This window comes from Bacillus sp. JKS001846 (genome assembly GCF_900176455.1).
Classification (GTDB): Bacteria; Bacillota; Bacilli; order Bacillales; family Bacillaceae_G; genus Bacillus_A; species Bacillus_A cereus.
Genome location: NZ_FWYG01000001.1, coordinates 1,828,123 through 1,852,109, shown reverse-complemented (window position 1 = coordinate 1,852,109; position 23,987 = coordinate 1,828,123). Strand labels below are relative to the sequence as shown.

Sequence of the window (23,987 nt, the reverse complement as noted above, 5' to 3'; positions counted from 1 at the left end):
TGCCGCCCTCCTAATCTAATTTTTCGATAGCTTCAACAACTTGTTTCATTTCTTCATTCACATGCTCTTCTTCGCTGATTAGCTGTTTTAGCTTTGCAACAAGTCGCTGTCGCTCTTGAAACTTTTGAAGTAATACTAATTTTTCTTCATATTCTTCAAGCATCGCTTCAGTCCGTTTAATGTTATCATACACGGCTTGGCGACTTACATCAAATTCTTCCGCAATTTCACCAAGAGATAAATCATCTAGATAATAAAGCGACATATAACTTCTTTGTTTTTGCGTTAACAACGATTGATAAAAATCAAATAAATAGTTCATTCTCGTTGTTTTTTCGAGCATGTTGGATCATCCTTTGTTAAGTGATTTCCCTTTACATGAATTAGTTTACATGTAGTCCAAAAGAGTGTCAAGTTTTTTTCTTAACATCATATATTTTTTATAGAAAAAGAAGCGGAAATACCGCTTCTTTCGCTTATACTTCTTCTGTTTCTACTAAGTTCGCAAATAAACCATACACATATTGTTCTGGATCAAACTGCTGCAAGTCATCCATTTGCTCTCCTAATCCAACAAACTTCACCGGTACATCCATTTCGTTACGAATCGCTAATACAATACCACCTTTAGCAGTTCCATCTAACTTCGTTAAAACAATACCAGTTACATTCGTTGCTTCACGGAATGTTTTCGCTTGGCTTAAACCGTTTTGTCCTGTTGTTGCATCAATAACAAGCAATACTTCATGAGGAGCACCTGGTACTTCACGCTCAATTACACGCTTCACCTTCTCTAACTCTTTCATTAAGTTCACTTTATTTTGCAAGCGTCCTGCTGTGTCACATAGTAATACATCTACCTTACGTGCTTTCGCTGCTTGTACAGCGTCATACATAACCGCCGCTGGATCAGATCCAGATCCTTGTTTAATCACTTCTACACCAACGCGATCGCCCCATACTTCTAATTGTTCAATCGCTCCAGCACGGAATGTGTCTCCTGCCGCCAATAGGACTGACTTACCTTCTGATTTAAACTTATGCGCCAGTTTACCAATTGTCGTCGTTTTTCCTACACCATTAACACCAACAAATAAAACGACCGTTAATTGGTCCTCTTGCATATTAATTTCGTTACTAAAATCGCTGTCACCTTTGTAAATTCCTACTAGTTTTTCTGAAATAACAGCTTGTACTTCTTTTGGATCTTGAATGTTACGACGTTGTACTTCTTCTTTCAATTGGTCAATTAATTCCATTACCGTCGCAACGCCAACGTCTGCACCGATTAAAATTTCTTCTAACTCTTCGAAGAAATCTTCGTCCACTTTACGGTAACGATACACTAAATCATTCACTTTATCCGCAAATGAATTTCTCGTTTTTTCTAATCCTTGTTTAAATTTCTCTGTAACTGTATCCGTTTGTTTTGAAATTTTTTCTTTTAGTTTTTTAAAAAAACTCATACTTTCCCATCCTTCCTATTCACTTGCAATAAGTTCTTCTCCGGCGTCTAAACGAACCGAAACAAGTTTAGATACCCCCGATTCTTGCATTGTTACACCGTACAACACATCAGACTCTTCCATTGTACCTTTTCTATGTGTAATTACAATAAACTGCGTCTCATCACTGAATTTCTTTAAATACTGTGCAAAACGAGCTACATTCGCCTCATCAAGGGCTGCCTCTACCTCATCTAGTACACAGAACGGTACTGGGCGTACTTTTAAAATACCAAATAAAAGCGCAATTGCTGTTAAAGCACGCTCTCCACCTGAAAGTAAACCTAAGTTCTGCAGTTTCTTCCCTGGCGGTTGTGCTACAATATCAATACCCGTATTTAGTAAATCCTCTGGATTAGTCATTACTAAATCCGCTCTACCGCCTCCAAATAATTCAGAGAATACCGATTGAAACTCCATTCTAATGCCTTCAAACGTAGTAGAAAAGCGTTTTTTCATTTCTTCATCCATTTCGGTAATAAGCTGGTGCAATGTCGCTTTCGCTTCTTCTAAGTCGTCTCTCTGCTCTAGTAAGAATGTATGACGCTCCGCTACACGTTCATATTCATCAATTGCCCCTAGGTTCACTGTACCTAACTCTTCTATGGATAATTTGATTAATTTTACTTTCTTACGCGCATCTTCTGCAGGCATTGTCATTGTATATTTTAGTTTTGCCGCTTCAAATGAAATCGTATATGTTTCACGTAAATGTTGTAATCTATTTTCCAACTCTACATCCAGTCGATTTATTCTCACTTCTTGATCTTTCAACATTTCAAGAACATATTTATGTTTACCTGTCGTTTCTTTCAAATTGCGCTCTAAATGTTCTACTCTCTCTTGCAACGATACACGTTGTTCACGACGAGAGCGAATTAATTCTGAAGTTTGATTACGATCATATGCTTTCTTCTCAATCATATTCGTAATTTGCTCTTCACCACTTGAATTAGATGTCATTTCTTGTTTTAAGAACGCTAAATCCTCTTTCGTTTTTACAAGTGTCGCATCCGTTTCTTCTTTTTCCTTCGTCAATCGTTCAACTTTTTCTTTTTGATTAGATAAGCGTTGTTGCTTTTCAGCTGCCAGCACTTTTAACTCAGTCATTTCTTTTTGAACTTTTTCTTTCGAAGAATGTTGCTCACTTTTTTGTTTTGTTAAAGCTACAATTTTACTATCTAACTTAGTGATTTCAGCTTGAAGATTCGTTAAAACCCCTTCTAACTCCTCTTTACGCCCTTGCATTTTTACTCGATCTTGTAAAAACCCTTCAATCTCTAAATCATAAATAGACAACCGATCATTAATACGATGTTCTTCTAATTCTAAACGATTAATCTCTTCTCTTAATTTCTGCTCATCTACACGATCTGCTTCTACAGTTTGCCTTAGTTCGCGTATTTTCACTTCTTTTTCTTGAATCTCTTGTTTTACTGCTTTAACAAAGTTTTCTAACTTCGTTGTTTTTTCTTCCATATCAGTTAACTTGCGAGTCCACTCTTCCAGTTCACGTTGGCGTCCTAATAAAGAAGATTTCGCTTGCTTTACCGCCCCACCAGTCATAGAACCGCCAGGATTCACTACGTCACCTTCGATTGTTACAATGCGATAACGGTATTGCAGTTGTTTCGCCAACTCATTTGCTCCACGTAAATCTTTCGCAACAATAACAGTACCTAATAAATTTGAAACTACATTTTCATATTTATTGTTGTACTGCACAAGTTCTGCCGCCACACCTACAAACGATGGGTGTTGATTTGCAATGCGTAATTGCTCAAATGATAACGATCTGCTTTTAATAACAGCTTGCGGTAAAAACGTTGCACGTCCATGTTTATTTTGCTTTAGAAATGCAATCGCATTACGAGCATGTTCCTCTGTTTGTACAACAATATGCTGCATCGCTGCACCTAGAGCGATTTCCATTGCAACTTCGTATTCTTTCGGTACCGTTAACAGTTCCGCAACAGCACCCTCGATACCTTGCAACCTATTTTCTCTAGCTTTCAATACTTCACGTACACCTTGATAGAATCCAGAATAATCTTCTTGCATCTCTTCAAGCATTTCTTTTCGAGAACGTGCCTGTTGCACAAATTGATATGCTTGATACAGTTTTGTTTCATTTTCACTATACTGCGTCTTACATTTCCCAAGCGCCGCCTCTGTCTTCTGTATATTTGAGAGAATGCCAGCTACTTTTTCTTTCGCTTGTTCGTAACTTTCTACAAGTTTCGTCTTTTTCGCTGTAATTTCCATACGCATTTCTACATATTTCGCATTCTCTTCATCTAGACGCTCGTTTTTAGACGTTTGCTGTTTCGATTGTTCTTCAATCATAGATAATTCATTACGATGACTAGCTTGTTGATTTAAAAGCTCAATATAGTCACCTTTTAAATTCTCAATCTGTTCCTCTAAATTGTCAGCAAAAGTAGCAAGCAGTTGCTCATTATCATGCAATTTTTGCTCCAACTCTTTTACTTCATTCACAAATTGCATTAAAGATTCTGTACTTGACTCAATCTCACCATCGTAACTTTTAGCTTTCTCAGTTAATTCAACAATTAACTGCTCAAGTTGCGCACAATGCGTCGTAGCATTTTGCTTTCTTTCTTTTAACAACTCACGCTGCCCTTCTAGTTTTTCTAGCTCTTTACTAGAAAGAAGAAGTACTTCTTGCAACGAGTCTACAGACTCGTCTACCGCTTGTAATTGTCCTCGTAATTCCTCAAGCTCTTCTTCACTTTTTTGTAAATTCGTTGACATTTTAGCTTCTTCGTTTTTATTATGCCCAAACTGATTTCGAAGCGCTTCCCATTTCTCATGCAATTCTTCAATTTCATGAACAATAAGCGCAGCTTCTACTTTCTCTAATTCTTCTTTATTCTCAAGATAATCTTTCGCAATAGAAGCTTGTCTTTCTAAAGGTTCTACTTGACTACTTAATTCATGAATTATATCTTGTACACGATTTAAGTTTTCTTGTGTTTCTGCTAGTTTCCCTTCAGCTTTCTTTTTGCGAAGTTTGTATTTTAGTACGCCTGCCGCTTCTTCAAATACACCTCGACGCTCTTCTGACTTACTACTTAAAATCTCTTCCACTTTCCCCTGGCTAATAATTGAAAAAGCTTCTCTTCCCATACCAGAGTCCATAAATAAATCGATAATATCTTTCAATCTACATGATTGTTTATTAATATAAAAATCACTATCACCTGAACGAGATACACGACGTGTTACACACACCTCATTGTATTCAATTGGTAAACGTTGATCTTCATTATTTAAAGTTATTGTTACTTCAGCAACATTAACCGCTCTCCTCGTATCACTGCCTGCAAAAATAATATCCTCCATCTTTGCACCACGTAATGATTTTGCAGATTGTTCACCAAGTACCCAGCGAATTGCATCAGTAATATTACTTTTCCCGCTTCCATTAGGTCCTACTACAGAAGTTACACCTGGGACAAAATCAACAGATACACGCTCAGCAAAAGACTTAAACCCTGCTATTTCTAATCTTTTTAAAAACACGAAAGGCCTTCCTCCTATTCTCCGTCGTTATAAATGTTCTCTATATAAAAACAAGTATTATACGGATTTACCTTCTTTTTCTTTATAAACAAAAAGAAAGTTTCATTCTATGCATAAGGAATCCCCCTCATTCAAAGGGGGATTCCTTATAGTTGTTCTTTTAATTTTTTCAATGCTTCTGCAGCAGCTTGTTGCTCTGCTTCTTTTTTCGACTTACCACTACCAAGACCTAAAGCTACGTTATTTAACGTAACACGTGACACAAATTCTCGATTGTGAGCTGGTCCTTTTTCTTGCAAAATTTGATACTCAACATTGCCACTGCCATCACGCTGAATCAATTCTTGCAACTGACTCTTATAATCCATCACATGAGAAAAAGCACCCTCATTAATTTTCGGATATACAATTTCTTTTAAGAATTCCCAAACTGTTTCTAGCCCTTGATCAAGATAAAGGGCACCAATAAACGCTTCAAAGACATCCGCTAATAAAGCTGGTCGTTCACGTCCACCTGTCATTTCTTCACCTTTTCCTAATAAAACAAGGCTGCCAAATGACAATTCGTTCGCAAAACGAACAAGAGATGGCTCACATACAATAGCTGCACGTAGTTTTGTTAACTCTCCTTCGCTCATTGTCGGATATTTTTGAAACAGATACTGTGATACAGTCAGTTCCAATACTGCATCTCCAAGAAATTCAAGACGCTCATTATCTTCATGCGGTTTTTTTCGATGCTCATTCACATACGATGAATGCGTAAATGCTTGAATCAATAATTTTTCATCTGTAAACGTAATACCTATCTTTTCTTGAAACACTTTAAATGCTTCACGATATTTTGTTTCGTATTTTTTTTCTCTATATTTTCGGTACGGCATAGGTCCCTCCAGATATAAGCCAGAAAGCCCCGCTAAAAAACGGGACTTCACTTAAGCATTATAGATGACTCTCTATGTAAGTCACAGCATCGCCAACAGTAGCAATCTTTTCAGCATCTTCATCAGAAATTTCCATTTCGAATTCATCTTCTAATTGCATTACAAGTTCTACTACATCTAGGGAGTCTGCTCCTAAATCTTCCTTGAAGCTTGCAGCTGGTACTACCTCAGTCTCTTCTACTCCTAAACGATCAACGATGATTTTTGTTACGCGCTCTAAAACATCTGCCATTCCATTCACCTCCCCTCAAATATTATATTAAATATTGACCAAAAAAACTAGGTGAAATCGATTCTTTTATTACATTACCATACCGCCATCAACATTTAACGTTTGACCTGTAACATATTTGCTTTGATCAGAAGCAAAAAACGTTACAGCATTCGCGATATCTTTCGCTTCACCAAATTGAGCAGCTGGAATAACTTTTAACATTTCAGCTTTAATATTCTCATCTAGTACATCCGTCATATCAGTCGCAATAAAGCCCGGCGCAATTGCATTCACAGTAATATTTCGACTTGCTAACTCTTTTGCAGATGTTTTTGTTAATCCAATAACACCCGCTTTAGCAGCAACATAATTAGCTTGCCCTGGGTTTCCTATAACACCCACAACAGAAGCGATATTTATAATTCTACCGTGACGTTGACGCATCATATAACGAGATACTGCTTTTGTACATAAGAATACACCTTTTAAGTTTGTATTAATAACTGTATCCCATTCTTCTTCTTTCATACGCATTAATAAATTATCTTTTGTTACACCAGCATTATTTACAAGAATATCAACTTGTCCAAATGTATCTACTGTTTGTTTCACCATATTTGTAACATCATCAGCATTTGCAACATCTGCTTTTACCGCAATTGCATCAGAACCTAATTTCTTAATTTCATCTACTACTTCATTTGCTTTTTGTTCATTACCTGCATAATTTACTACTACATTTGCCCCTTGTTTCGCTAAATCGATCACAATCGCGCGACCAATTCCACGTGAAGCGCCAGTTACTAATGCTACCTTCCCTTTTAACATCAGTTTTCTCCTCTCAAATTTGAAATGGTATCTTTTAATGTCTCTTCATCATATATCGCATATGCTTTCGCTGATGAATCAATTGACTTCATAAGTCCAGCAAGTACTTTTCCAGGCCCAATTTCAATAAATGTATCTACTCCCTGCTTCACCATACATTCAATAGACGGGTACCATAATACAGGCGAATAAAGCTGTTCGATTAACTTTTCTTGAATGTCGGCACCACGTGTAATAACATCCGCCGTAACATTTGCAATAACAGGAATGTTCGTATCATGAATTGTAATTTCATTCAAAACACTTTGAAACTTCTCAGCTGCCGGCTTCATAAGTGAAGAATGGAATGGCCCACTTACTTTTAGTGGAATTGCTCTCTTTGCACCATTTTCTTTCGCTCTTTGAGAAGCAACCTCTACGCCTTGCTTCGTTCCAGAAATTACAATTTGCTTCGTACTATTCATATTAGCGATTTGCACTGCATATCCTTCACTTGTTACTTCTTCTGTAACTTGTTTCAGCATATGTGGGTCAGCACCTAATATAGCTGCCATTGCACCTTCCCTGCCCGGAACAGCTTCTTCCATATATTCCCCGCGTTTCCTTACAGCATATACCGCATCTTCAAAAGTTAATGCACCAGCTGCTACAAGAGCGCTATATTCACCTAAACTATGACCAGCGACAAAGTCAGGTGTAATGTCATACTCTTTCAAAGCTGTCAAAATAGCAAAACTCGTTGTTAATAATGCAGGCTGCGCATTTGTTGTTAATGTAAGCTTTTCCTGCGGTCCTTCAAAAATCACTTCTGAAAGTGAATCTTGCAACACCTCATCTGCTTTTGCAAACACTTTTGCAACCTCTTTATTATTCTCTGCTAATTGTTTACCCATTCCAACTGCCTGTGAACCTTGGCCCGGAAAAAGAAATGCTATTTTTCCCATTTCAAATCCTCCTCTTATTGGAGTGACTCTTTCTCCATTACGCTTGAAATCGTAGGAATTACTTCTTTCGCTACCATTTCTCTCGTTTGACGAATCGCACTAAATATCGACTGGTCATTAGAAGAACCGTGAGCCTTAATGACAGGTGCTTTCAATCCAAATAATGCAGCTCCTCCATACTCCGAATAATCCATTTTATCTTTTAATACCATAAGTTTTGGCTTTAATACCGCCGCTGCTAATTTACTCGTAAATGAACTCATTAATTGTTCTTTCAACATAGAGAATAGCGCAAGTGCTGTTCCCTCTAATGATTTCAACGCTACATTCCCTGTAAAACCATCACATACAACAACATCTGCTACACCTTGCAATAAATCTCTTGATTCAATGTTCCCAACGAAATTAATTGGCGCATCTTTAAGCATTGCAAATACTTGCTTTGAAAGCTCGTTTCCTTTTCCATCCTCTGTTCCAACGTTTAATAGTCCAACGCGAGGATTTTCAATTCCTCTTACCTTCTCAGCATAAACAGATCCCATTACTGCATATTGATATAAATGAATTGGTTTTGCATCAACATTTGCTCCAACATCTAACATAACAAAACCTTTTCCATCTACAGTTGGCATTGTAGGCGATAAAGCTGGTCGCTCAATTCCTTCCATACGACCGACAACAAATAATCCAGCTGCCATTAAAGCTCCTGTACTACCTGCGGATATACAAGCGTCTGCTTCTCCATCCTTTACTTGTTGTGCCGCAAGCACCATTGAAGCTTGTTTTTTTCGACGAACCGCTCTTACTGGTTCCTCCGTTGATTCTATTTTTTCGTCTGTATGAAGAATAGTAATTCGTTCATCACTCGTTAAGTATTGACGAATTTCCTCTTCTTTCCCTACTAACGTAATATGTAAATCAGAATATTCCTTAATAGCTTTCATTGCCCCTAATACTACAGCCTTTGGAGCGTGATCTCCGCCCATTGCATCTATTGCGATTTTCATAAGTTGTTACCTTCCTCACTATAATTACTAGATCGATACATTTCAAAAGTGCCTGTAAAAACAAGTTCTTCTCCAACGAAGCTACGCACTTTGACAACCGTCCGTCCCTTATCATTCTCTACATCTTCAACGCGCGCTTTTGCAACAACACGCTCTCCTAATTTTACAGGGCGAATGTATCGAATGGTAGACTTTGCAGTTAAAGCTAATTCTTCATCAATAACTGCAACAGCTAGTGAGTTTGCTTGCGCAAACAGATGATGCCCACGGGCAATTTGATTTCTTTTAAATACATGTTCTACCTTTACTTCAAAGATAGAGATTGCATGTCTATCTAATTCAATATCAATAATTTCTCCAACAACCTCTTCTAACGGTAAAGATTTCACATCTTCTTCATGTTGCTTTGTAGCTACATGTTTAATTCTCTCTCTTAATTCAGGAATAGACAATTCCATACGATCAAGTCGTACTGTTTGTATACTCACTTGAAATTTTTCCGCTAAATCTTCATCCGTAATAAAAGGATTTGATTCGATTGTTTGTTGTAATAACTCTTGTCTTTCTTTTTTACTTCTTCTTTTTTTCATACCGCACCATCCATTTTTATGACTAGGTACTAACAGTAGTATATAATCATTAAAAGTAGAATGCAACAAAAACTTTTGTTGACTCCCTTTAATCGAGCTTCTCTCCTTGGAACACCCCTGTCCCATCAAGATACGTACGCAAGGCAGCGTACTGATCATTGTGCCAAAACGCTTCTGAATCTACTAGTATCGCCGCATCTTGCCTTGCTGTTTCTAACGCTCGATAATCATGTACCATGTCAGCAACCTTAAATTCTGGTAAGCCACTTTGCTTACTCCCAAAGAAATCTCCAGGACCTCGTAATTCTAAATCTTTTTCTGACAATACAAATCCATCATTTGTTTCAGTCATTATGCGCATTCTTTCTTTCCCTGTTTCTGATTTAGGGTCTGCTATTAATAAACAATATGATTGCTCACTACCACGTCCGACACGCCCTCTAAGCTGATGAAGCTGCGATAAACCGAAACGTTCTGCATCATAAATAACCATTACAGTCGCATTCGGTACGTTCACACCTACTTCAACAACTGTTGTCGATACAAGAATTTGCACTTTATTTTCACTAAACTGTCCCATTATCTCTTCTTTTTCCTGAGACGATAATCTCCCATGCATCAATCCAACTTGGCATTTCCCTTGGTAATGATGCGTCAGCATACTATGTAAGTCGATAGCATTTTGCACATCAAGTTTCTCAGATTCTTCAATTAGAGGACAAATAACGTATGCCTGTCTTCCTTTTTTTATCTCCTTTTCAACAAAACCGAGAACGCGATCTAACATATCATGTTTTGCCCAATATGTTTCAATCACCTTTCTACCTGCTGGCATCTCATCGATTATCGAAACATCCATCTCTCCAAATGCAGTAATTGCAAGCGTACGCGGAATTGGTGTCGCTGTCATAAATAATACATCTGGACTTTCACCTTTCTCCCGTAAAACTCGGCGCTGCGCTACACCAAATCGATGCTGTTCATCTGTAATAACGAGACCCAACCTATGAAATATAACTTCATCTTGAATTAAGGCATGCGTTCCAACAAGAATATCTATTTCTCCTTGTTCTAACTTCGCTAAAATTTCTCGACGTCTCGCACCTTTAACAGAACTTGTTAACAGTTCCACCTTCATACCAAAATGCGAAAACGTTTCAGCAAGCGACTGATAATGTTGCTCAGCTAAAATTTCTGTAGGAACCATTAAAGCACCTTGATAATGAGCTAATTTCGATGCATAAAGGCCAATCGCAGCAACAACTGTTTTCCCAGAACCAACGTCACCTTGCAATAGTCGGTTCATCCGATAAGGAGATGTCATATCTTTCAAAATTTCATCTACAACTCGGTGCTGCGCACCCGTTAATGGAAACGGCAGTGCATCGATAAATTCTTGTAATTCTACTGACGGAATCTCTTTCTTCGTCCCTTTTGAATTTTCCCTCTCCATTTTCCGGAGCGTTTGCATTTTCAGCTGAAATAAGAAAAATTCTTCATATACAAAACGGCGACGCGCTTGCTTCAAATCTTCCTGTCCTACCGGAAAATGCAATGCCCTAAGCGCTTCATATCTTGGTAATAATTTATATCGCCCTAACAAACCATCCGGTAACACTTCGACTATAGAATCTCCATATTCCTTTAACGCTTGAGCAATAAAACGACGCATCTGTTTTACTGTAAGTTTCCCCTTTACTGAATAAACAGGTTCCACTTCTTGTTGACGTACAACCGGCCCAAAATGAAGTTCTGATACAGCAATTGTTTGACGATGTTGATCCCATTTACCAGTAATCGTTACCGTTTCATCTAACTTTAATTTTTGCTTATAGTAAGGCCTATTAAAACATACCGCCGTAATTAAATAACGACCGACGAGAACACGAACTGTTAAACGCGATTTCTTCTTACCATAATATTGCAGCAAAGGAGCACTATGAATCTTCCCTTCAACCGTTACACGTTCATCATGCTTTACTTCAGCAAGATCTTTCATCGCATAATCTTCATAACGGTACGGAAAATGTTCTAATAGATGAGAAACTGTATAAATACCCATCTCATGTAGTAACTCAGATGTTTCTCCTCCTATCCCCTTTACATCCGTAACAGGAACTTGTACAACATCATTCAAGATTCTCACACCCCGTCACATTATTTTCTTTATTGCATTTTATTTGAGTACCAATTAGCATCTGTAATCGCTCTCTTTCACCTTATATATTCTATCATAGGCATTCTAAGAGAAACTACTCAAATCCCTTATATAAAACAAGTAAAAAAGAGCCTCACTATTAGCAGCAAGGCTCTTTTCTCTCTTCAATATGCTAGCCTTTTGAATAAAAACTAGTAATAACCTTCATATTACTACTTCTTATCCATTAGCAAGTAAGTAATCCATTTATTTTCAAAACGAATCTTATCTTATTCTACAGAGAAGATGAAAGAATACACTGGTTGGTTTCCAGCATGCACTTCTACTTCTGCATCTTCAAATTTCTCTTCTACAAATTCAACTAACTCCGCTACTTCTTCGTCAGTTGCATCTTCACCTTGTAGAATCGTTACGATTTCAGAATCTTCATCAATAAGCGCTTCTAGTAATTGCTTCGCAGCTCCTACTTTTTCAGCATTTGTAGATACAATTTTCCCATCTGCAATACACATGAAATCATCTTTTTGAATTGCTACACCATCAATTTCCGTATCACGTACAGCATACGTAATTTGACCTGTTTTCACATGAGATAAAGCTTCTTGCATGTTTTCTTCATTCTCTTCTAACGTTCCAACTGGGTTAAATGCTAACATTGCTGCCATACCTTGAGGAACTGTTTTCGAACGAACAACAATAACTTCTTGATCTACAACTGATGCCGCTTGTTCTGCTGCCATTACAATATTTCCGTTATTCGGTAAAATAATGATTTTTTCAGCATTTGCTTCTTCAATTGCCTTCACGATATCCTCCGTACTTGGATTCATCGTTTGACCACCTTCGATAACTTTCGTTGCGCCGATGCTCTCAAATAAAGTTTTAATACCAGACCCCATAGCTACAGTTACGATACCATATGGTTGTTTTTCTTTCGATTGAGCTGGTTGTTCAGGAACCATAGTAGGTTCATCTAATAAAGCAGTATGCTGTTCACGCATATTTTCTACTTTAATCTTAATTAAACTACCGTATTTTTGCCCGTAGTTCATAGCGTCTCCAGGATGTTCTGCATGGATATGAACTTTTACAATTTCATCATCAGACACAACTAGTAGAGAATCACCATATACACTAATATCTTCACGGAATTTTTGTTCAGAGAAATTATGCTCTTTCACCTTTTCAGCCTCTAATTTCACCATGAACTCCGTACAATATCCATACTTAATATCTTCTGTACTCAATTGGCTTTGTACACTACGGTGATGTTCTGCGCGTACCATTTCATTCATAGATGGTTGCGTCGGTGCATCAGAAGAAATCGTTTCTCCTTTTAAGTCAGCTAAAAATCCTTCGTATACCACTACAAGACCTTTACCACCGCTATCTACAACGCCAACTTGTTTTAATACAGGTAATAAATCTGGCGTACGATTTAACGATGCGTTTGCTTCTTTCACAACGTCTTCCATAAACAAAACAAAGTCGCGCTGTTTTTTCGCAACTGTTACTGCATATTTACCCGTTTCTCTTGCAACCGTTAAAATCGTTCCTTCAATCGGTTTCATAACCGCTTTATAAGCCGCCTCTACTCCAGCTTCTAGTGCTGCAGCAAAATCAACTGTTGTTAATTCTTCTTTTTGTTCAATGGATTTAGAGAAACCACGGAACAACTGAGATAAAATAACTCCAGAGTTACCACGAGCTCCCATTAATAATCCTTTGGCTAAACTTACGCCGACTTTACCAGCATGCTGTGAAGGGTTTGCTTTCACTTCACGCGCACCTGAAGTCATAGATAAGTTCATGTTTGTACCGGTATCGCCATCTGGAACTGGAAATACGTTTAATGCATCAACAAGCTGAACATTGTTTGTTAAATTATTCGCTCCTTGCATGATCATTTGTGATAAACGTTTTCCATCAATTTTTTGAATTGACACAGATTTTCCTCCTTAATGCACATTACAAGTTTATTACTTTAACTCCTTGTACGTAGATGTTTACAGAATCTACTGCTAGTCCTACAGTTTGATCTAATGTATATTTCACTTTCGTCTGCACATTATGTGCCACTTCTGAAATTTTCGTACCATAGCTCACAATAATATACATATCAATATGTACTTCATCTTCATCTTTACGAACAATAACACCTCTAGTGAAGTTTTCTTTTCGTAAAATGTCTGTTAATCCATCTTTTAACTGATTTTTTGATGCCATACCTACGATACCGTAGCAATCTACCGCGGCACCTCCAGCAATTGTTGCAATTACATCTGTACTAATATCAATTTGACCGTACTTCGTTTTAATTTCAATTGACATCTCGTTTCCCCCTTCATAAATGGTGAAAGTGAGCTAGACTACTTTAGTTACTATCATATAATCTTTTTAAAGAAAATTCCATCGTTCTTTCTTTTCACTCTCATATTTTATGTTTTAAATTACACTTTTTTATGATGAGCAAAATAGTCCATTGTTATTATACAACATGTACCACTATAATATGTCAAGCAATTTTTATGGATTTCAACTTTTCTTCATTGACATATAGTGTCAAGTAAATTTTCTTGATTTCTTTTTTCTACGGTGTTGCATTCTCTTTTTAGTTGTGTTAAATTATAGTAGTGTTTTTAGCATCGCATAAAAGACTAACATTGAAAAATTACGTATGGTAAGGTATCAAGGGAGGGAAATATAAATGGCTCGTGTTTGTGCTATTACTGGAAGAAAAGCTCGTTCTGGTAACTCTCGTTCTCACGCAATGAACGCTACAAAACGTAAGTGGGGCGCTAACCTTCAAAAAGTTCGCGTACGCATCGACGGAAAAGTTCAACGTGTTTACGTTTCTGCTAGAGCATTAAAATCTGGCAAAATCGAACGTGTTTAATAATAAAAAAAAGAGCCGATAGGCTCTTTTTTTACTATAACAATGGAAAAAGCACCGGTGATAGGTGCTTTTTTTAATCTTTTTTGAAGGTATTTAACATTGCACGAACTATTCCACCAAGAAATTTAGGTAACTTAATTGTATAAAATCTCATGGTTTCCCTCCTAATCCCCATTACTCCACTTGGTCACTATATGATGTAAGGAGCAAAATTGTTTCTTCAATCAGTGCTTCTTATCAACATTAATATGCCAGAAGTAAATGAAAAAGTACCTTTTTCCTCAACGAGTTCGTTACTAATACAAAGTGTTGATCCCCACTCTATTGTTTTATTAGTAAGAGGGTACTTAAAACCAAACAATGTAATCCCTTCCACTATTTCAGTAACTGGTACAAAAGATACATAAGGAAAATTTTTATTTTCTTCAATTATATGTGTACCCATTTTTTTAACTGTTATTTCATTTTTATTGTCCACAATACACATTTCTATCTCTACTTCTAACCCTTTTAAAAGCATCTGTATATTTGCCAAACCGTGATCAAGCCTTCCACCAGTAGCACCAAAAATACGAATTAGTGCCGGCTTCTGTTCTAATGCCCAGTTGATTGCAATTTCTAAATCCGTTTGATCTTTTTCCCGCGGAACAATATGTAATTCGTTCGTTTGCTGTCCCATCCATACTAATTCTTCTTCAGTAACTGAATCGTAATCTCCAAACGCAACAGCCGGGGTAATCCCTTTCTTTAATAGACGGTATACTCCCCTATCAACCGCTGCCCACACTACTTCCTCATTCTCGTATCGAGCAAAATCTGCGCAATATTCCGAAGGTCCTCCTGCCAAAATATGAATAATCATTTTTTCTTCTCCTTCCATTGTAAAAAGGCAATCTGCCATTCGGTAGATTGCCTTTTTACATATTTTTATCCTATCCTATAAATGCCTTACTAGGATAAAAGTTCATCACTACCCACGAATTACGCGAATTGCTTCACCGCGGTCTTTTTGATTGTATACTGCTGACCCAGCTACAAGTACATTTGCTCCTGCTTCCACACAAAGTCTTGCTGTTTCAGCATTTACACCACCATCAACTTCAATTTCCACTTCTAGATTGCGCTCTTTCACCATGTCTGCAACTTGTTTAATTTTCGGTAATACAGAATGGATAAACTTCTGTCCACCAAATCCAGGGTTTACTGTCATAAGTAATACCATATCTATATCTTCTAATACATGCTCAATCACTGAAACTGGCGTATGTGGATTTAATACAACGCCCGCTTTAATACCATGAGATTTAATTAACTGAATTGTACGATGTAGATGCGGACACGCCTCTACGTGAACAGTAATAATATCCGCTCCCGCTTGTGCGAAAGTCGGGATATAGTTATCAGGATTTTCAATCATTAAATGTACATCTAATGGTAATGATGTAATCGGACGGATTGCTTCTACAATTAACGGTCCAATCGTAATATTTGGTACGAAATGTCCATCCATTACGTCAACGTGAATGTAATCCGCTCCGCCCTTTTCTACATCTTTAATCTCTTCCCCTAATTTTGAAAAATCTGCTGATAAAATCGATGGTGCAATTTTAATCATAACTAATACCTCGGCTTTCTCTCTCTAATTTCTTCTACGAATTGTTTATAGTTCTTATAGCGATATTCTGTAATCTTCCCTTCTTCAACCGCAGCTTTCACCGCACATTTCGGTTCAGAAAGATGTGTACACCCTCTAAATTTACAGTATTGGCTCGCTTCTTTCAACTCTGGAAAACAATATGTAAGATCTTCTACTTCTATATCAATGAAATCTAGTGAACTAAAACCCGGTGTATCTGCTACTAGTCCACTCCCAATTGCAATTAATTCTACGTGTCTTGTCGTATGCTTCCCGCGTCCTAAATGGGAAGAAATATCATTTGTTTTCAGCTCTAATTCTGGACGTAGCACATTAAGCATTGAAGATTTCCCAACACCAGATTGGCCCGCAACGACAGAAACACAATTTTCTAAGTATGGTTTTAATATATCAATACTTTCTGAAGTATTAATAGAAGTAAATAAAACATCATAACCCATCTCACGATAATCATTCGCATAAGCTTCAACAGTTGCTTTCATCTTTTCATCTACTAAATCCATCTTGCTAATACAAATAATTGGCTTAATGTTATGATATTCAATCAGCACTAAAAATCGATCTAACAGTCCAGGATTAAAATCTGGTTCTACTGCAGAGAACACAAGGATCGCTTGATCGACATTAGCAATAGGAGGTCTAACAAGTTCATTTTTTCGATCAAACACTTCAAGCACATAACCTTCAGTTGGATTATCTGCCTGAAAAACAACTTGGTCTCCTACAAGTGGTGTAATTTTATTTTTTCTAAATACACCTCGCCCACGACATTGCGTAACCCCTTCTTCATGCTGCACGTAATAAAACCCACTTAAAGCTTTTATAATTTTTCCTTCTGGCATAGAATTCTCCTTTTTTGTATAAGGTGATGCTGAATTTAAAAATGAATGGATTTAAATTTTCCAAATAACGATTTCAAAACCTACCATATATACTTTCGCTAATATACATTGAATTTCCCATTAAATGCAAAAAAATATTTACAGCTGCATCACTTTACTAGCTTTTTGAATCATATATTTTTGCCTGCTATACCGTCCACTTTGTAGACAGCATAACAGGCAATAATAATAAGTAGACTTTCACTATTATTGAGTTGGATATGGTACTTCTTTATCAATAATCGTTACTCCATCCCGTACAATTTTATAGTGTCCCTTTGAACCTTCTTGAATTACAAATTCTAAAGAAATAGTCGCTGATTCAGTAATTGTTCTCGTTTCAACCGGTCTATCCATTTTTTGCTGCATGTCTTCTTTATAAATTTCTATTGTTTGCGGCTTTTTTTCACCTGTTACAGCAGGCTCATATGGGATAGAGATATTGTCCACTTTTACCGTTTTAGTCACTTTAGGCTTTTGACCATCAGAGATAATAATAGTTACTTTATCTCCCTCTTTTAATGGTGTACCTGGTTTTGGAAATTGCGAAATTACAAGTCCTTTTTCGACTGTATCTGAATACTCTCGTTTTATATCTGACGTTAGTTTTCTCTCATTCAAATAACCAGTTACACTATTTTCAGTCCACCCCGAAAAGTCACCTGGTCTAATTTGATAAGGCCCTTTACTTACCCAGATTTTCAGTTCTTGCTCCGCTTCTATAACCATCTGATCAGGCGTCGGAATTTGTTCTACAATTTCACCTTTCGGCTTATCATTTTCAATATAATTTACCGTAACTTGTTTATATTTTTCTTCTAACTCAGCTTTTACACTCTCAAAGTTTTGACCTGTGAAATTTGCCATCTTACTTTTCTTTTTTCCACCTGATTGATAGATAGTAATTTTAGCGTTTTCTTTTACGACTCTTCCTGCTACAGGGTCCGTTTTTATTACATCCCCAACTTCAACATCATCTGTATATACAATATTAGGCTCCGTCACCTCAAAGCCCTTTTCTACTAATGTATTTACAGCTGTCGTGTATTTCATACCAGCCACATCAGGAACTTTCACATCTTTCGGAATAAATAATCCTGGAATAACCGTAAGTGCTAATGTTATTCCTATTGCTAAAAATAAAAATGTTGAAATTAAAACTTTAAGCCACTTGTTACTCCGTTTTTTCTTCTTATCTAACTCAGCTGCTTCTGCTCTTATCGGTTCTTCCACCTTACTCCCTTTTAAAACAATCGTTTCATCACTTACATTTTCAAATAATTGTTCTTGTTGAATAATCGGAATCGCTTTCGTCGCTTCCATATCTTCCGGTATGTAAAATGGTTGCTCATTTATCCTCTCTGGATATAGCGCAGTTTCAATATCTCGCTTCATCGCATTGGCAGATTGATATCGGTGAAACGGATCTTTTGCAGTTGCCTTTAATATAATATTTTCAACACTTTGCGGAATATTTTCATTCCATCTTTTTGGTGATGGGATTTCACTTTGTAAATGTTTTAAAGCTATAGCAACAGCAGATTCGCCAGAAAACGGTTGTCTTCCTGTTAACAATTCAAACATAACTATTCCAAGAGAATAGATATCTGATTGTTTATTTGCTATCCCGCCACGTGCCTGTTCTGGTGATAAATAATGGACTGAACCGAGCACTGAATTTGTATGTGTAATTGTTGTTGCACTTGTAGCTGTCGCAATTCCAAAATCTGTTACTTTTATTATTCCATCAGCTCGAATTAAAATATTGTGCGGCTTTATATCACGATGCACAATTTCAAAATGATGGGCATGTGCCATAGCGGATGTTAACTGCTCCATAATATCAAGAGCTTCTCCTATAGGTAACATCCCTCGCTCAATTATGTATTGCTTCAATGTTTGCCCTGGTACATATTCCATGACAAGATAGTATATACCATCTTCTTCTCCGACATCATACATATTCACAATATTTGGATGCGACAACGTTGTAACAGACTGCGCTTCTCGATGGAAACGTTTAATAAACTCTTCGTTATTTGAGTAGTCGAGTCTTAATATTTTTACCGCTACATCTCGGCCAAGTATATCATCATGAGCTAAATATACATTGGCCATTCCGCCACCACCAATCATTTTCAGCAGCTTATAACGGTCATTTAAGCGTTTTCCAATCAGCACGTTGCACTTCACCTACTTTCGTTTGTCGAACCCGCATAATCAATAAGAACAAGTGTGATATTATCTTCTCCACCGCGATCATTTGCCAATTGAATGAGACACTGCCCTTTACCTTCAAGCTGTTCATTTAACTGTAAAATTTGTCGCATATCATCAATAGAAACTTTGTTTGATAACCCATCAGAGCAAAGAAGTAATTGATCATCTTCCTCAATCACCAACGTTTTAACATCTAACCCAACTTTTTCTTCTGTTCCTAATGCTCTTAATAACACATTCTTTTTCGGATGATACTCTGCGTCTTCCTTTGAAATTTCACCATGTTTCACAAGCTCATTTACAAGTGAATGATCTTCCGTTACTAGCGTCATTTCTCCTTCTGATACCATATAGCAACGACTATCTCCTATATGCCCTATTGTCACAAAGCTTGGTGTACAAACAGCTATTATAAGCGTTGTTCCCATACCATTACATTCTGCATTTTGCTGAGCGTATTCATATATACGCTCATTAATAATCCCAACACTAGTATGTAACCATTGTTCTACTTTTTTCGGCTCATTCATATTATGTGTTTGCTTCCAATAATCATGGAATAATTGAATGGCCATCGAGCTAGCTACATCACCAGCTCGATGACCTCCCATTCCATCTGCTACTACCGCTAATACATTTCCATCTAAATTGTGAAAAACTCCTGCACTATCTTCATTATGTTGACGAACTTTTCCTTTATCCGATAGAAATACGGCTTTCATCTCGTCACCTCGTCTCTTCTTTGCGCTCCTTCGCACGCAACTGACCGCAGGCTGCATCAATATCATGACCTTGTTCACGGCGAATCGTTACATTCACTCCACGATCTTTTAACGTTTTCTCGAACAAGAAAATTTGTTCACGTGGCGTACGTACATAATTACGTTCAGGTACGTAGTTTACCGGAATCAAGTTCACATGACATTTTACACCTTTTAAGAGCGCAGCAAGCTCTTCAGCATGCTCTACTTGGTCATTTTCTCCTCCAAATAATCCATATTCAAAAGTAATACGACGCCCTGTTCTATTTACATAGTATTTAATAGCTTCCATTAAATCTGGTAATTTATAAGCACGGTTAATCGGCATTAATTTTGAACGTAATTCTGAGTTTGGAGCATGCAATGAAATCGCAAAATTAATTTGTAGATCTTCTTCAGCAAACTTATAAATTTTCGGGATAATTCCACTCGTCGAAACAGTCATATGTCTCGCACCAATATGAAGTCCTTTTTCATGGTTAATGATGCGTAAGAATCCCATTAAATTATCATAGTTATCAAATGGTTCTCCAATCCCCATAACAACAAGAGAACTTACACGTTCTTCCGTTTCATCAAGCGCACGCTGAACTTCTACTACTTGCGCTACGATTTCTCCAGCTTCTAGGTTTCGCTTTAATCCACCAAGTGTCGAAGCACAGAACGTACACCCAATACGACAACCAACTTGCGTTGTTACACAAATGGAATTTCCATATTCGTGTCGCATTAATACCGTTTCAATAGAATATCCGTCATATAATTGGAATAAGAATTTAATTGTTCCATCCGAAGACGTTTGTTTTACTAACGTGTTTAAAGTAGTAATATCAAAGGAATTCGACAATTTATCACGCAATCCTTTAGAAAGGTTTGACATATCCTCATAATTTTTTACACGTTTTTTATATAACCAATCAAAAATTTGTCCAGCACGGAACTTCGGTTCTCCTTGTTCCTTTAACCAATCTTGCATTTCATGAAGTTGTAAAGAGTAAATTGATGGTTTCTTCGTTTCTAAATTTTTCTTTTGTTTTCTTACAGTCGTTTCCATGATGCTACACCTTCTTCCTTAAACAAGCAATATAAAAGCCATCCGTCGCAAAATAATGCGGTAAAATTTGTACTTGACCTTCATCAATATACGGAGTTAATTTTTCTGGCATACGCTCTTTAAGCGTAGTATCCCATTCAAATTCAGGATGTTCTTGTAAAAATTTCTCTATTACTTGTTCATTTTCTATTTTCTCAATTGTGCACGTACTATAAACAAGACGACCGCCTTGTTTTAATAATGGTGCTATTTTTTCTAGTATTGCAATTTGAATCGTCGATAATCTTTCACTATCGCCTTTATCTTTTCCTAACTTAATATCAGGCTTACGTCTAATTACACCAAATCCAGAACACGGTGCATCTACCAATATTTTATCAAACGTTTCATTTGCAAAGTGCTCTTGCACTTTTCTAGCATCTAGCGCTTTAGTTTCGACATTTTCTAGACCAAGTCGCTCTGCTTGCTGTTTAATTAAACGTACTTTGTGTGCATGTAAATCAAGGGACATGACCTTACCAGTTCCCTTTAATCGTTCCGCGATATGCGTTGTTTTTCCGCCTGGAGCAGCACAACTATCAAGAACTGCATCTCCCGTATTCGGTTCTAAAGCGCGTGCTACAAGCATAGAACTTTCATCTTGAATAGAAAGAAATCCTTTTTTAAACGCTTCTGTATGCGCTACATTTCCTCTTTCAATCTGAATTGCATCATCTGATAAGTCACCACTTTTTGCTTCTATACCTTCACTTGCCAACAACTCAATCGCTTCTTCTACCGTTACCTTATCAACATTCACACGCGCTGTTGGTACAGGGGGTAACATGTTTACTTCGCACATTTTTTCTGCAGTTTCTAAACCGTATTCTGAAGTCCACTCTTGGACAAGCCAAACTGGATGACTTGTTGTAATTGCAAGACGTTCTACTGGATCCTTGATTTCATCTACAGAAGGTACACCTTCTCTCTGAATCGAACGTAATACACCGTTCACCATACCAGCAATTCCTTTATGCCCGCGACGCTTTGCAATCTCAACCGCTTCATGAATAGCCGCTCTTTCTGGCACTCGGTCTAAATAAATCATTTGATATAAAGATAAGCGAAGCAATACTCTTACCCACGCCTCAACCTTCTTTTTTAAAAAAGGCTGTAAATAATAATCTAATGTGTCACGACGTTGAATCGTTCCATATACAATTTCAGTTAATAAACCAATATCTTTTCTATCAATTGCACTTTTTTCAATTAGATTATTTAAAAGTAAGTTGCTATATGCACCACTTTTTTCCACTTGAATTAAACCATCAAGAGCTAATTCACGAACATTTTGTCTCATGCATTTTCTCCTAACTTCGTTCCAATTTCAGGTTTTGTTCCACGTAAAAATTGTGAACAACTCATACGCTTTTTACCAGAAGGTTGCAATTCAGTAATTTTAACACCTGTTTCATTACTCGTTGCTACAACAAAACCATCTTCTTCGATTGCAACAATCGTACCTGCTTCAGCCGGTTCAGTTATAGGCACTTTTTCTCCCCACCATACTTTAACAACTTGTCCCGCTAAAGTTGTATAAGCAACTGGCCATGGATTCAATCCGCGAATGTGATTGTATACTTCTTCACCTGTTTTTGTCCAATCAATTTTCTCTTGCTCACGTTTTATATTGTACGCAAACGTTACTTCTTCTTCGTTTTGTTTAATCGGTTCTAACTTACCTTGGATTAATAAAGGTACTGTTTTAGATAGAAGGTGTGCTCCTGCTTCACTTAATTTATCAAATAATGAGCCTGTCGTTTCACGCTCTTCAATTTCAACTTCCACTTGCGTTAAGATATCACCAGCATCCAATTTTTCTACCATATACATAATTGTAATACCTGTTTTTTCTTTACCTTCCATAATTGCATAATGAATTGGTGCACCACCACGAAGTTCAGGAAGTAAAGAAGCGTGAACATTAATACATCCATACTTCGGTGCTTCTAAAATTTCATTTGGTACAATCTGCCCAAATGCAGCTGTTACAATTAAATCTGGCTCTAATGCCAATACTTTTTCATATTCATCTTTTTCACGAATTTTTAACGGCTGTAACACAGGGATACCATGTTTTTCCGCTTCAACTTTAACAGGTGTAGGTGTTAATACTTTTTTTCTACCTACTGGACGATCAGGTTGCGTCACAACACCTACTACCTCATAGCCATCTTCAATAAGACGACGAAGCACCGGCACTGAAAAGTCCGGTGTTCCCATAAACACTACTTTTATCATTTAAAAACCGCTCCTTTTAACACCTATTCTAGTTCGTTTTCTTCATAATATCTTGTCACTTTCGATGTAAATAAAACACCGTGTAAATGATCAATTTCATGTTGAATTGCACGCGCTAAAAATCCTTCCGCTTCTAATAAGAATACTTTCCCACGGCGATTTTGCGCTCTTACTTTAATATAATCGGCACGTTCTACTTCACCATAAAGTCCCGGGAAGCTTAAACAGCCTTCGGGACCTACTTGTTCACCACGTTTTTCTAATATTGATGGATTGATTAACTCGATTTTCCCAGTATCATCATCGACATCAACAACCGCTACTTGCAAGCTTACACCTACTTGAGGCGCAGCTAAACCGACTCCGTCCGCAATTAACATTGTTTCATGCATATCTTTCAACAATTTCACTAACTTTTTATCAAAGTTAATTACTCTTTCGCATGGTGTTTCTAACACTTCATTTGGATGCTTTATTATTTCTAAAACTGCCATATTTCCCT

Annotated in this window: 23 protein-coding genes; 1 reads left to right on the top strand and 22 read right to left on the bottom strand. The window is 37.1% G+C overall.

The window, feature by feature from the left end:
* Positions 1-10 precede the first annotated feature (10 nt).
* The 12 genes from B9A45_RS10185 to B9A45_RS10130 all read right to left on the bottom strand — a co-directional run bounded on the left by B9A45_RS10185 (position 11) and on the right by B9A45_RS10130 (position 14,067).
* On the bottom strand, positions 11-343 hold the full coding sequence (locus tag B9A45_RS10185) for a putative DNA-binding protein (RefSeq protein ID WP_000891062.1): 333 nt from the start codon (positions 341-343) through the stop codon (positions 11-13).
* A 133-nt stretch (positions 344-476) separates the two neighbouring features.
* Positions 477-1,466 (bottom strand): signal recognition particle-docking protein FtsY, encoded by a 990-nt coding sequence (gene ftsY, locus B9A45_RS10180; RefSeq protein WP_000007655.1) that lies wholly within the window; start codon positions 1,464-1,466, stop codon positions 477-479.
* Between the two features lie 15 nt (positions 1,467-1,481).
* Positions 1,482-5,051, bottom strand: a complete 3,570-nt coding sequence (gene smc / locus B9A45_RS10175) for a chromosome segregation protein SMC (protein WP_000478977.1) — start codon at positions 5,049-5,051, stop codon at positions 1,482-1,484.
* 146 nt (positions 5,052-5,197) lie between these two features.
* Positions 5,198-5,935, bottom strand: a complete 738-nt coding sequence (gene rncS, locus B9A45_RS10170) for a ribonuclease III (protein ID WP_001146875.1) — start codon at positions 5,933-5,935, stop codon at positions 5,198-5,200.
* A 58-nt stretch (positions 5,936-5,993) separates the two neighbouring features.
* Positions 5,994-6,227, bottom strand: a complete 234-nt coding sequence (acpP, locus tag B9A45_RS10165) for an acyl carrier protein (protein ID WP_000786062.1) — start codon at positions 6,225-6,227, stop codon at positions 5,994-5,996.
* Between the two features lie 69 nt (positions 6,228-6,296).
* Positions 6,297-7,037 (bottom strand): 3-oxoacyl-[acyl-carrier-protein] reductase, encoded by a 741-nt coding sequence (fabG, locus tag B9A45_RS10160; RefSeq protein WP_084064013.1) that lies wholly within the window; start codon positions 7,035-7,037, stop codon positions 6,297-6,299.
* Positions 7,037-7,981, bottom strand: coding sequence for an ACP S-malonyltransferase (fabD, locus tag B9A45_RS10155; RefSeq protein WP_000515905.1), 945 nt, complete (start codon positions 7,979-7,981; stop codon positions 7,037-7,039). Before fabD ends, fabG begins: the two co-directional genes overlap by 1 nt.
* A gap of 14 nt (positions 7,982-7,995) precedes the next feature.
* Complete coding sequence (gene plsX, locus B9A45_RS10150) at positions 7,996-8,988, bottom strand: phosphate acyltransferase PlsX (protein ID WP_000684098.1); 993 nt, start codon at positions 8,986-8,988, stop codon at positions 7,996-7,998.
* On the bottom strand, positions 8,985-9,578 hold the full coding sequence (gene fapR / locus B9A45_RS10145; RefSeq protein WP_000747349.1) for a transcription factor FapR: 594 nt from the start codon (positions 9,576-9,578) through the stop codon (positions 8,985-8,987). The genes plsX and fapR overlap by 4 nt, the downstream gene beginning before the upstream one ends.
* A gap of 88 nt (positions 9,579-9,666) precedes the next feature.
* Positions 9,667-11,715 carry an ATP-dependent DNA helicase RecG gene (recG, locus tag B9A45_RS10140; protein ID WP_001000811.1) on the bottom strand — a complete coding sequence of 683 codons (2,049 nt, stop codon included), beginning with the start codon at positions 11,713-11,715 and terminating at the stop codon, positions 9,667-9,669.
* Positions 11,716-12,005: 290 nt separating this feature from the next.
* Positions 12,006-13,682, bottom strand: coding sequence for a DAK2 domain-containing protein (locus B9A45_RS10135; RefSeq protein ID WP_000027129.1), 1,677 nt, complete (start codon positions 13,680-13,682; stop codon positions 12,006-12,008).
* A gap of 22 nt (positions 13,683-13,704) precedes the next feature.
* Complete coding sequence (locus B9A45_RS10130; RefSeq protein WP_000021109.1) at positions 13,705-14,067, bottom strand: Asp23/Gls24 family envelope stress response protein; 363 nt, start codon at positions 14,065-14,067, stop codon at positions 13,705-13,707.
* A gap of 376 nt (positions 14,068-14,443) precedes the next feature.
* Here B9A45_RS10130 and rpmB point away from each other — a divergent pair, with 376 nt between their 5' ends.
* Positions 14,444-14,632 (top strand): 50S ribosomal protein L28, encoded by a 189-nt coding sequence (gene rpmB / locus B9A45_RS10125; protein WP_000124776.1) that lies wholly within the window; start codon positions 14,444-14,446, stop codon positions 14,630-14,632.
* Positions 14,633-14,705: 73 nt separating this feature from the next.
* On the opposite strand, the gene spoVM is transcribed toward rpmB, so the two are convergent.
* The 10 genes from spoVM to def all read right to left on the bottom strand — a co-directional run bounded on the left by spoVM (position 14,706) and on the right by def (position 23,979).
* A complete protein-coding gene (gene spoVM, locus B9A45_RS10120; protein WP_001213599.1) occupies positions 14,706-14,786 on the bottom strand; it encodes a stage V sporulation protein SpoVM in 81 nt (26 codons plus the stop codon).
* Positions 14,787-14,852: 66 nt separating this feature from the next.
* On the bottom strand, positions 14,853-15,533 hold the full coding sequence (locus tag B9A45_RS10115) for a thiamine diphosphokinase (protein ID WP_000752663.1): 681 nt from the start codon (positions 15,531-15,533) through the stop codon (positions 14,853-14,855).
* 69 nt (positions 15,534-15,602) lie between these two features.
* Positions 15,603-16,247 carry a ribulose-phosphate 3-epimerase gene (gene rpe / locus B9A45_RS10110; protein WP_000589974.1) on the bottom strand — a complete coding sequence of 215 codons (645 nt, stop codon included), beginning with the start codon at positions 16,245-16,247 and terminating at the stop codon, positions 15,603-15,605.
* Positions 16,248-16,249: 2 nt separating this feature from the next.
* Positions 16,250-17,131, bottom strand: coding sequence for a ribosome small subunit-dependent GTPase A (rsgA, locus tag B9A45_RS10105; protein WP_001113932.1), 882 nt, complete (start codon positions 17,129-17,131; stop codon positions 16,250-16,252).
* 246 nt (positions 17,132-17,377) lie between these two features.
* The gene (gene pknB / locus B9A45_RS10100) at positions 17,378-19,351 is read right to left on the bottom strand and encodes a Stk1 family PASTA domain-containing Ser/Thr kinase (protein ID WP_000904748.1); all 1,974 of its coding nucleotides are present in this window, start codon (positions 19,349-19,351) and stop codon (positions 17,378-17,380) included.
* Positions 19,352-19,359: 8 nt separating this feature from the next.
* Positions 19,360-20,112, bottom strand: coding sequence for a Stp1/IreP family PP2C-type Ser/Thr phosphatase (locus B9A45_RS10095; RefSeq protein ID WP_000648703.1), 753 nt, complete (start codon positions 20,110-20,112; stop codon positions 19,360-19,362).
* A gap of 4 nt (positions 20,113-20,116) precedes the next feature.
* Positions 20,117-21,205: a dual-specificity RNA methyltransferase RlmN gene (rlmN, locus tag B9A45_RS10090; RefSeq protein WP_084064012.1), complete on the bottom strand. Its 1,089-nt coding sequence runs from the start codon at positions 21,203-21,205 to the stop codon at positions 20,117-20,119.
* A gap of 4 nt (positions 21,206-21,209) precedes the next feature.
* Positions 21,210-22,544 (bottom strand): 16S rRNA (cytosine(967)-C(5))-methyltransferase RsmB, encoded by a 1,335-nt coding sequence (gene rsmB / locus B9A45_RS10085; RefSeq protein ID WP_001249668.1) that lies wholly within the window; start codon positions 22,542-22,544, stop codon positions 21,210-21,212.
* Entirely contained in the window at positions 22,541-23,485 is a 945-nt protein-coding gene (gene fmt / locus B9A45_RS10080; RefSeq protein ID WP_000598804.1) for a methionyl-tRNA formyltransferase, read from the bottom strand. Before fmt ends, rsmB begins: the two co-directional genes overlap by 4 nt.
* Positions 23,486-23,508: 23 nt before the next feature.
* A complete protein-coding gene (gene def, locus B9A45_RS10075; protein ID WP_000279455.1) occupies positions 23,509-23,979 on the bottom strand; it encodes a peptide deformylase in 471 nt (156 codons plus the stop codon).
* Positions 23,980-23,987 lie beyond the last annotated feature (8 nt).

Excerpts from the sequence above, each read along its gene's own strand:
- def (WP_000279455.1), bottom strand. The coding sequence starts at position 23,979 with ATGGCAGTTTTAGAAATAATAAAGCATCCAAATGAAGTGTTAGAAACA.
- B9A45_RS10115 (WP_000752663.1), bottom strand. The coding sequence starts at position 15,533 with ATGGCAGATTGCCTTTTTACAATGGAAGGAGAAGAAAAAATGATTATT.
- rpe (WP_000589974.1), bottom strand. The coding sequence starts at position 16,247 with ATGATTAAAATTGCACCATCGATTTTATCAGCAGATTTTTCAAAATTA.
- rsmB (WP_001249668.1), bottom strand. The coding sequence starts at position 22,544 with ATGAGACAAAATGTTCGTGAATTAGCTCTTGATGGTTTAATTCAAGTG.
- acpP (WP_000786062.1), bottom strand. The coding sequence starts at position 6,227 with ATGGCAGATGTTTTAGAGCGCGTAACAAAAATCATCGTTGATCGTTTA.
- rpmB (WP_000124776.1), top strand. The coding sequence starts at position 14,444 with ATGGCTCGTGTTTGTGCTATTACTGGAAGAAAAGCTCGTTCTGGTAAC.
- B9A45_RS10130 (WP_000021109.1), bottom strand. The coding sequence starts at position 14,067 with ATGTCAATTGAAATTAAAACGAAGTACGGTCAAATTGATATTAGTACA.
- ftsY (WP_000007655.1), bottom strand. The coding sequence starts at position 1,466 with ATGAGTTTTTTTAAAAAACTAAAAGAAAAAATTTCAAAACAAACGGAT.
- rsgA (WP_001113932.1), bottom strand. The coding sequence starts at position 17,131 with ATGCCAGAAGGAAAAATTATAAAAGCTTTAAGTGGGTTTTATTACGTG.
- B9A45_RS10185 (WP_000891062.1), bottom strand. The coding sequence starts at position 343 with ATGCTCGAAAAAACAACGAGAATGAACTATTTATTTGATTTTTATCAA.
- fabD (WP_000515905.1), bottom strand. The coding sequence starts at position 7,981 with ATGGGAAAAATAGCATTTCTTTTTCCGGGCCAAGGTTCACAGGCAGTT.
- spoVM (WP_001213599.1), bottom strand. The coding sequence starts at position 14,786 with ATGAGATTTTATACAATTAAGTTACCTAAATTTCTTGGTGGAATAGTT.
- fabG (WP_084064013.1), bottom strand. The coding sequence starts at position 7,037 with ATGTTAAAAGGGAAGGTAGCATTAGTAACTGGCGCTTCACGTGGAATT.
- fapR (WP_000747349.1), bottom strand. The coding sequence starts at position 9,578 with ATGAAAAAAAGAAGAAGTAAAAAAGAAAGACAAGAGTTATTACAACAA.
- rlmN (WP_084064012.1), bottom strand. The coding sequence starts at position 21,205 with ATGGAAACGACTGTAAGAAAACAAAAGAAAAATTTAGAAACGAAGAAA.
- rncS (WP_001146875.1), bottom strand. The coding sequence starts at position 5,935 with ATGCCGTACCGAAAATATAGAGAAAAAAAATACGAAACAAAATATCGT.
- fmt (WP_000598804.1), bottom strand. The coding sequence starts at position 23,485 with ATGATAAAAGTAGTGTTTATGGGAACACCGGACTTTTCAGTGCCGGTG.
- plsX (WP_000684098.1), bottom strand. The coding sequence starts at position 8,988 with ATGAAAATCGCAATAGATGCAATGGGCGGAGATCACGCTCCAAAGGCT.
- B9A45_RS10095 (WP_000648703.1), bottom strand. The coding sequence starts at position 20,112 with ATGAAAGCCGTATTTCTATCGGATAAAGGAAAAGTTCGTCAACATAAT.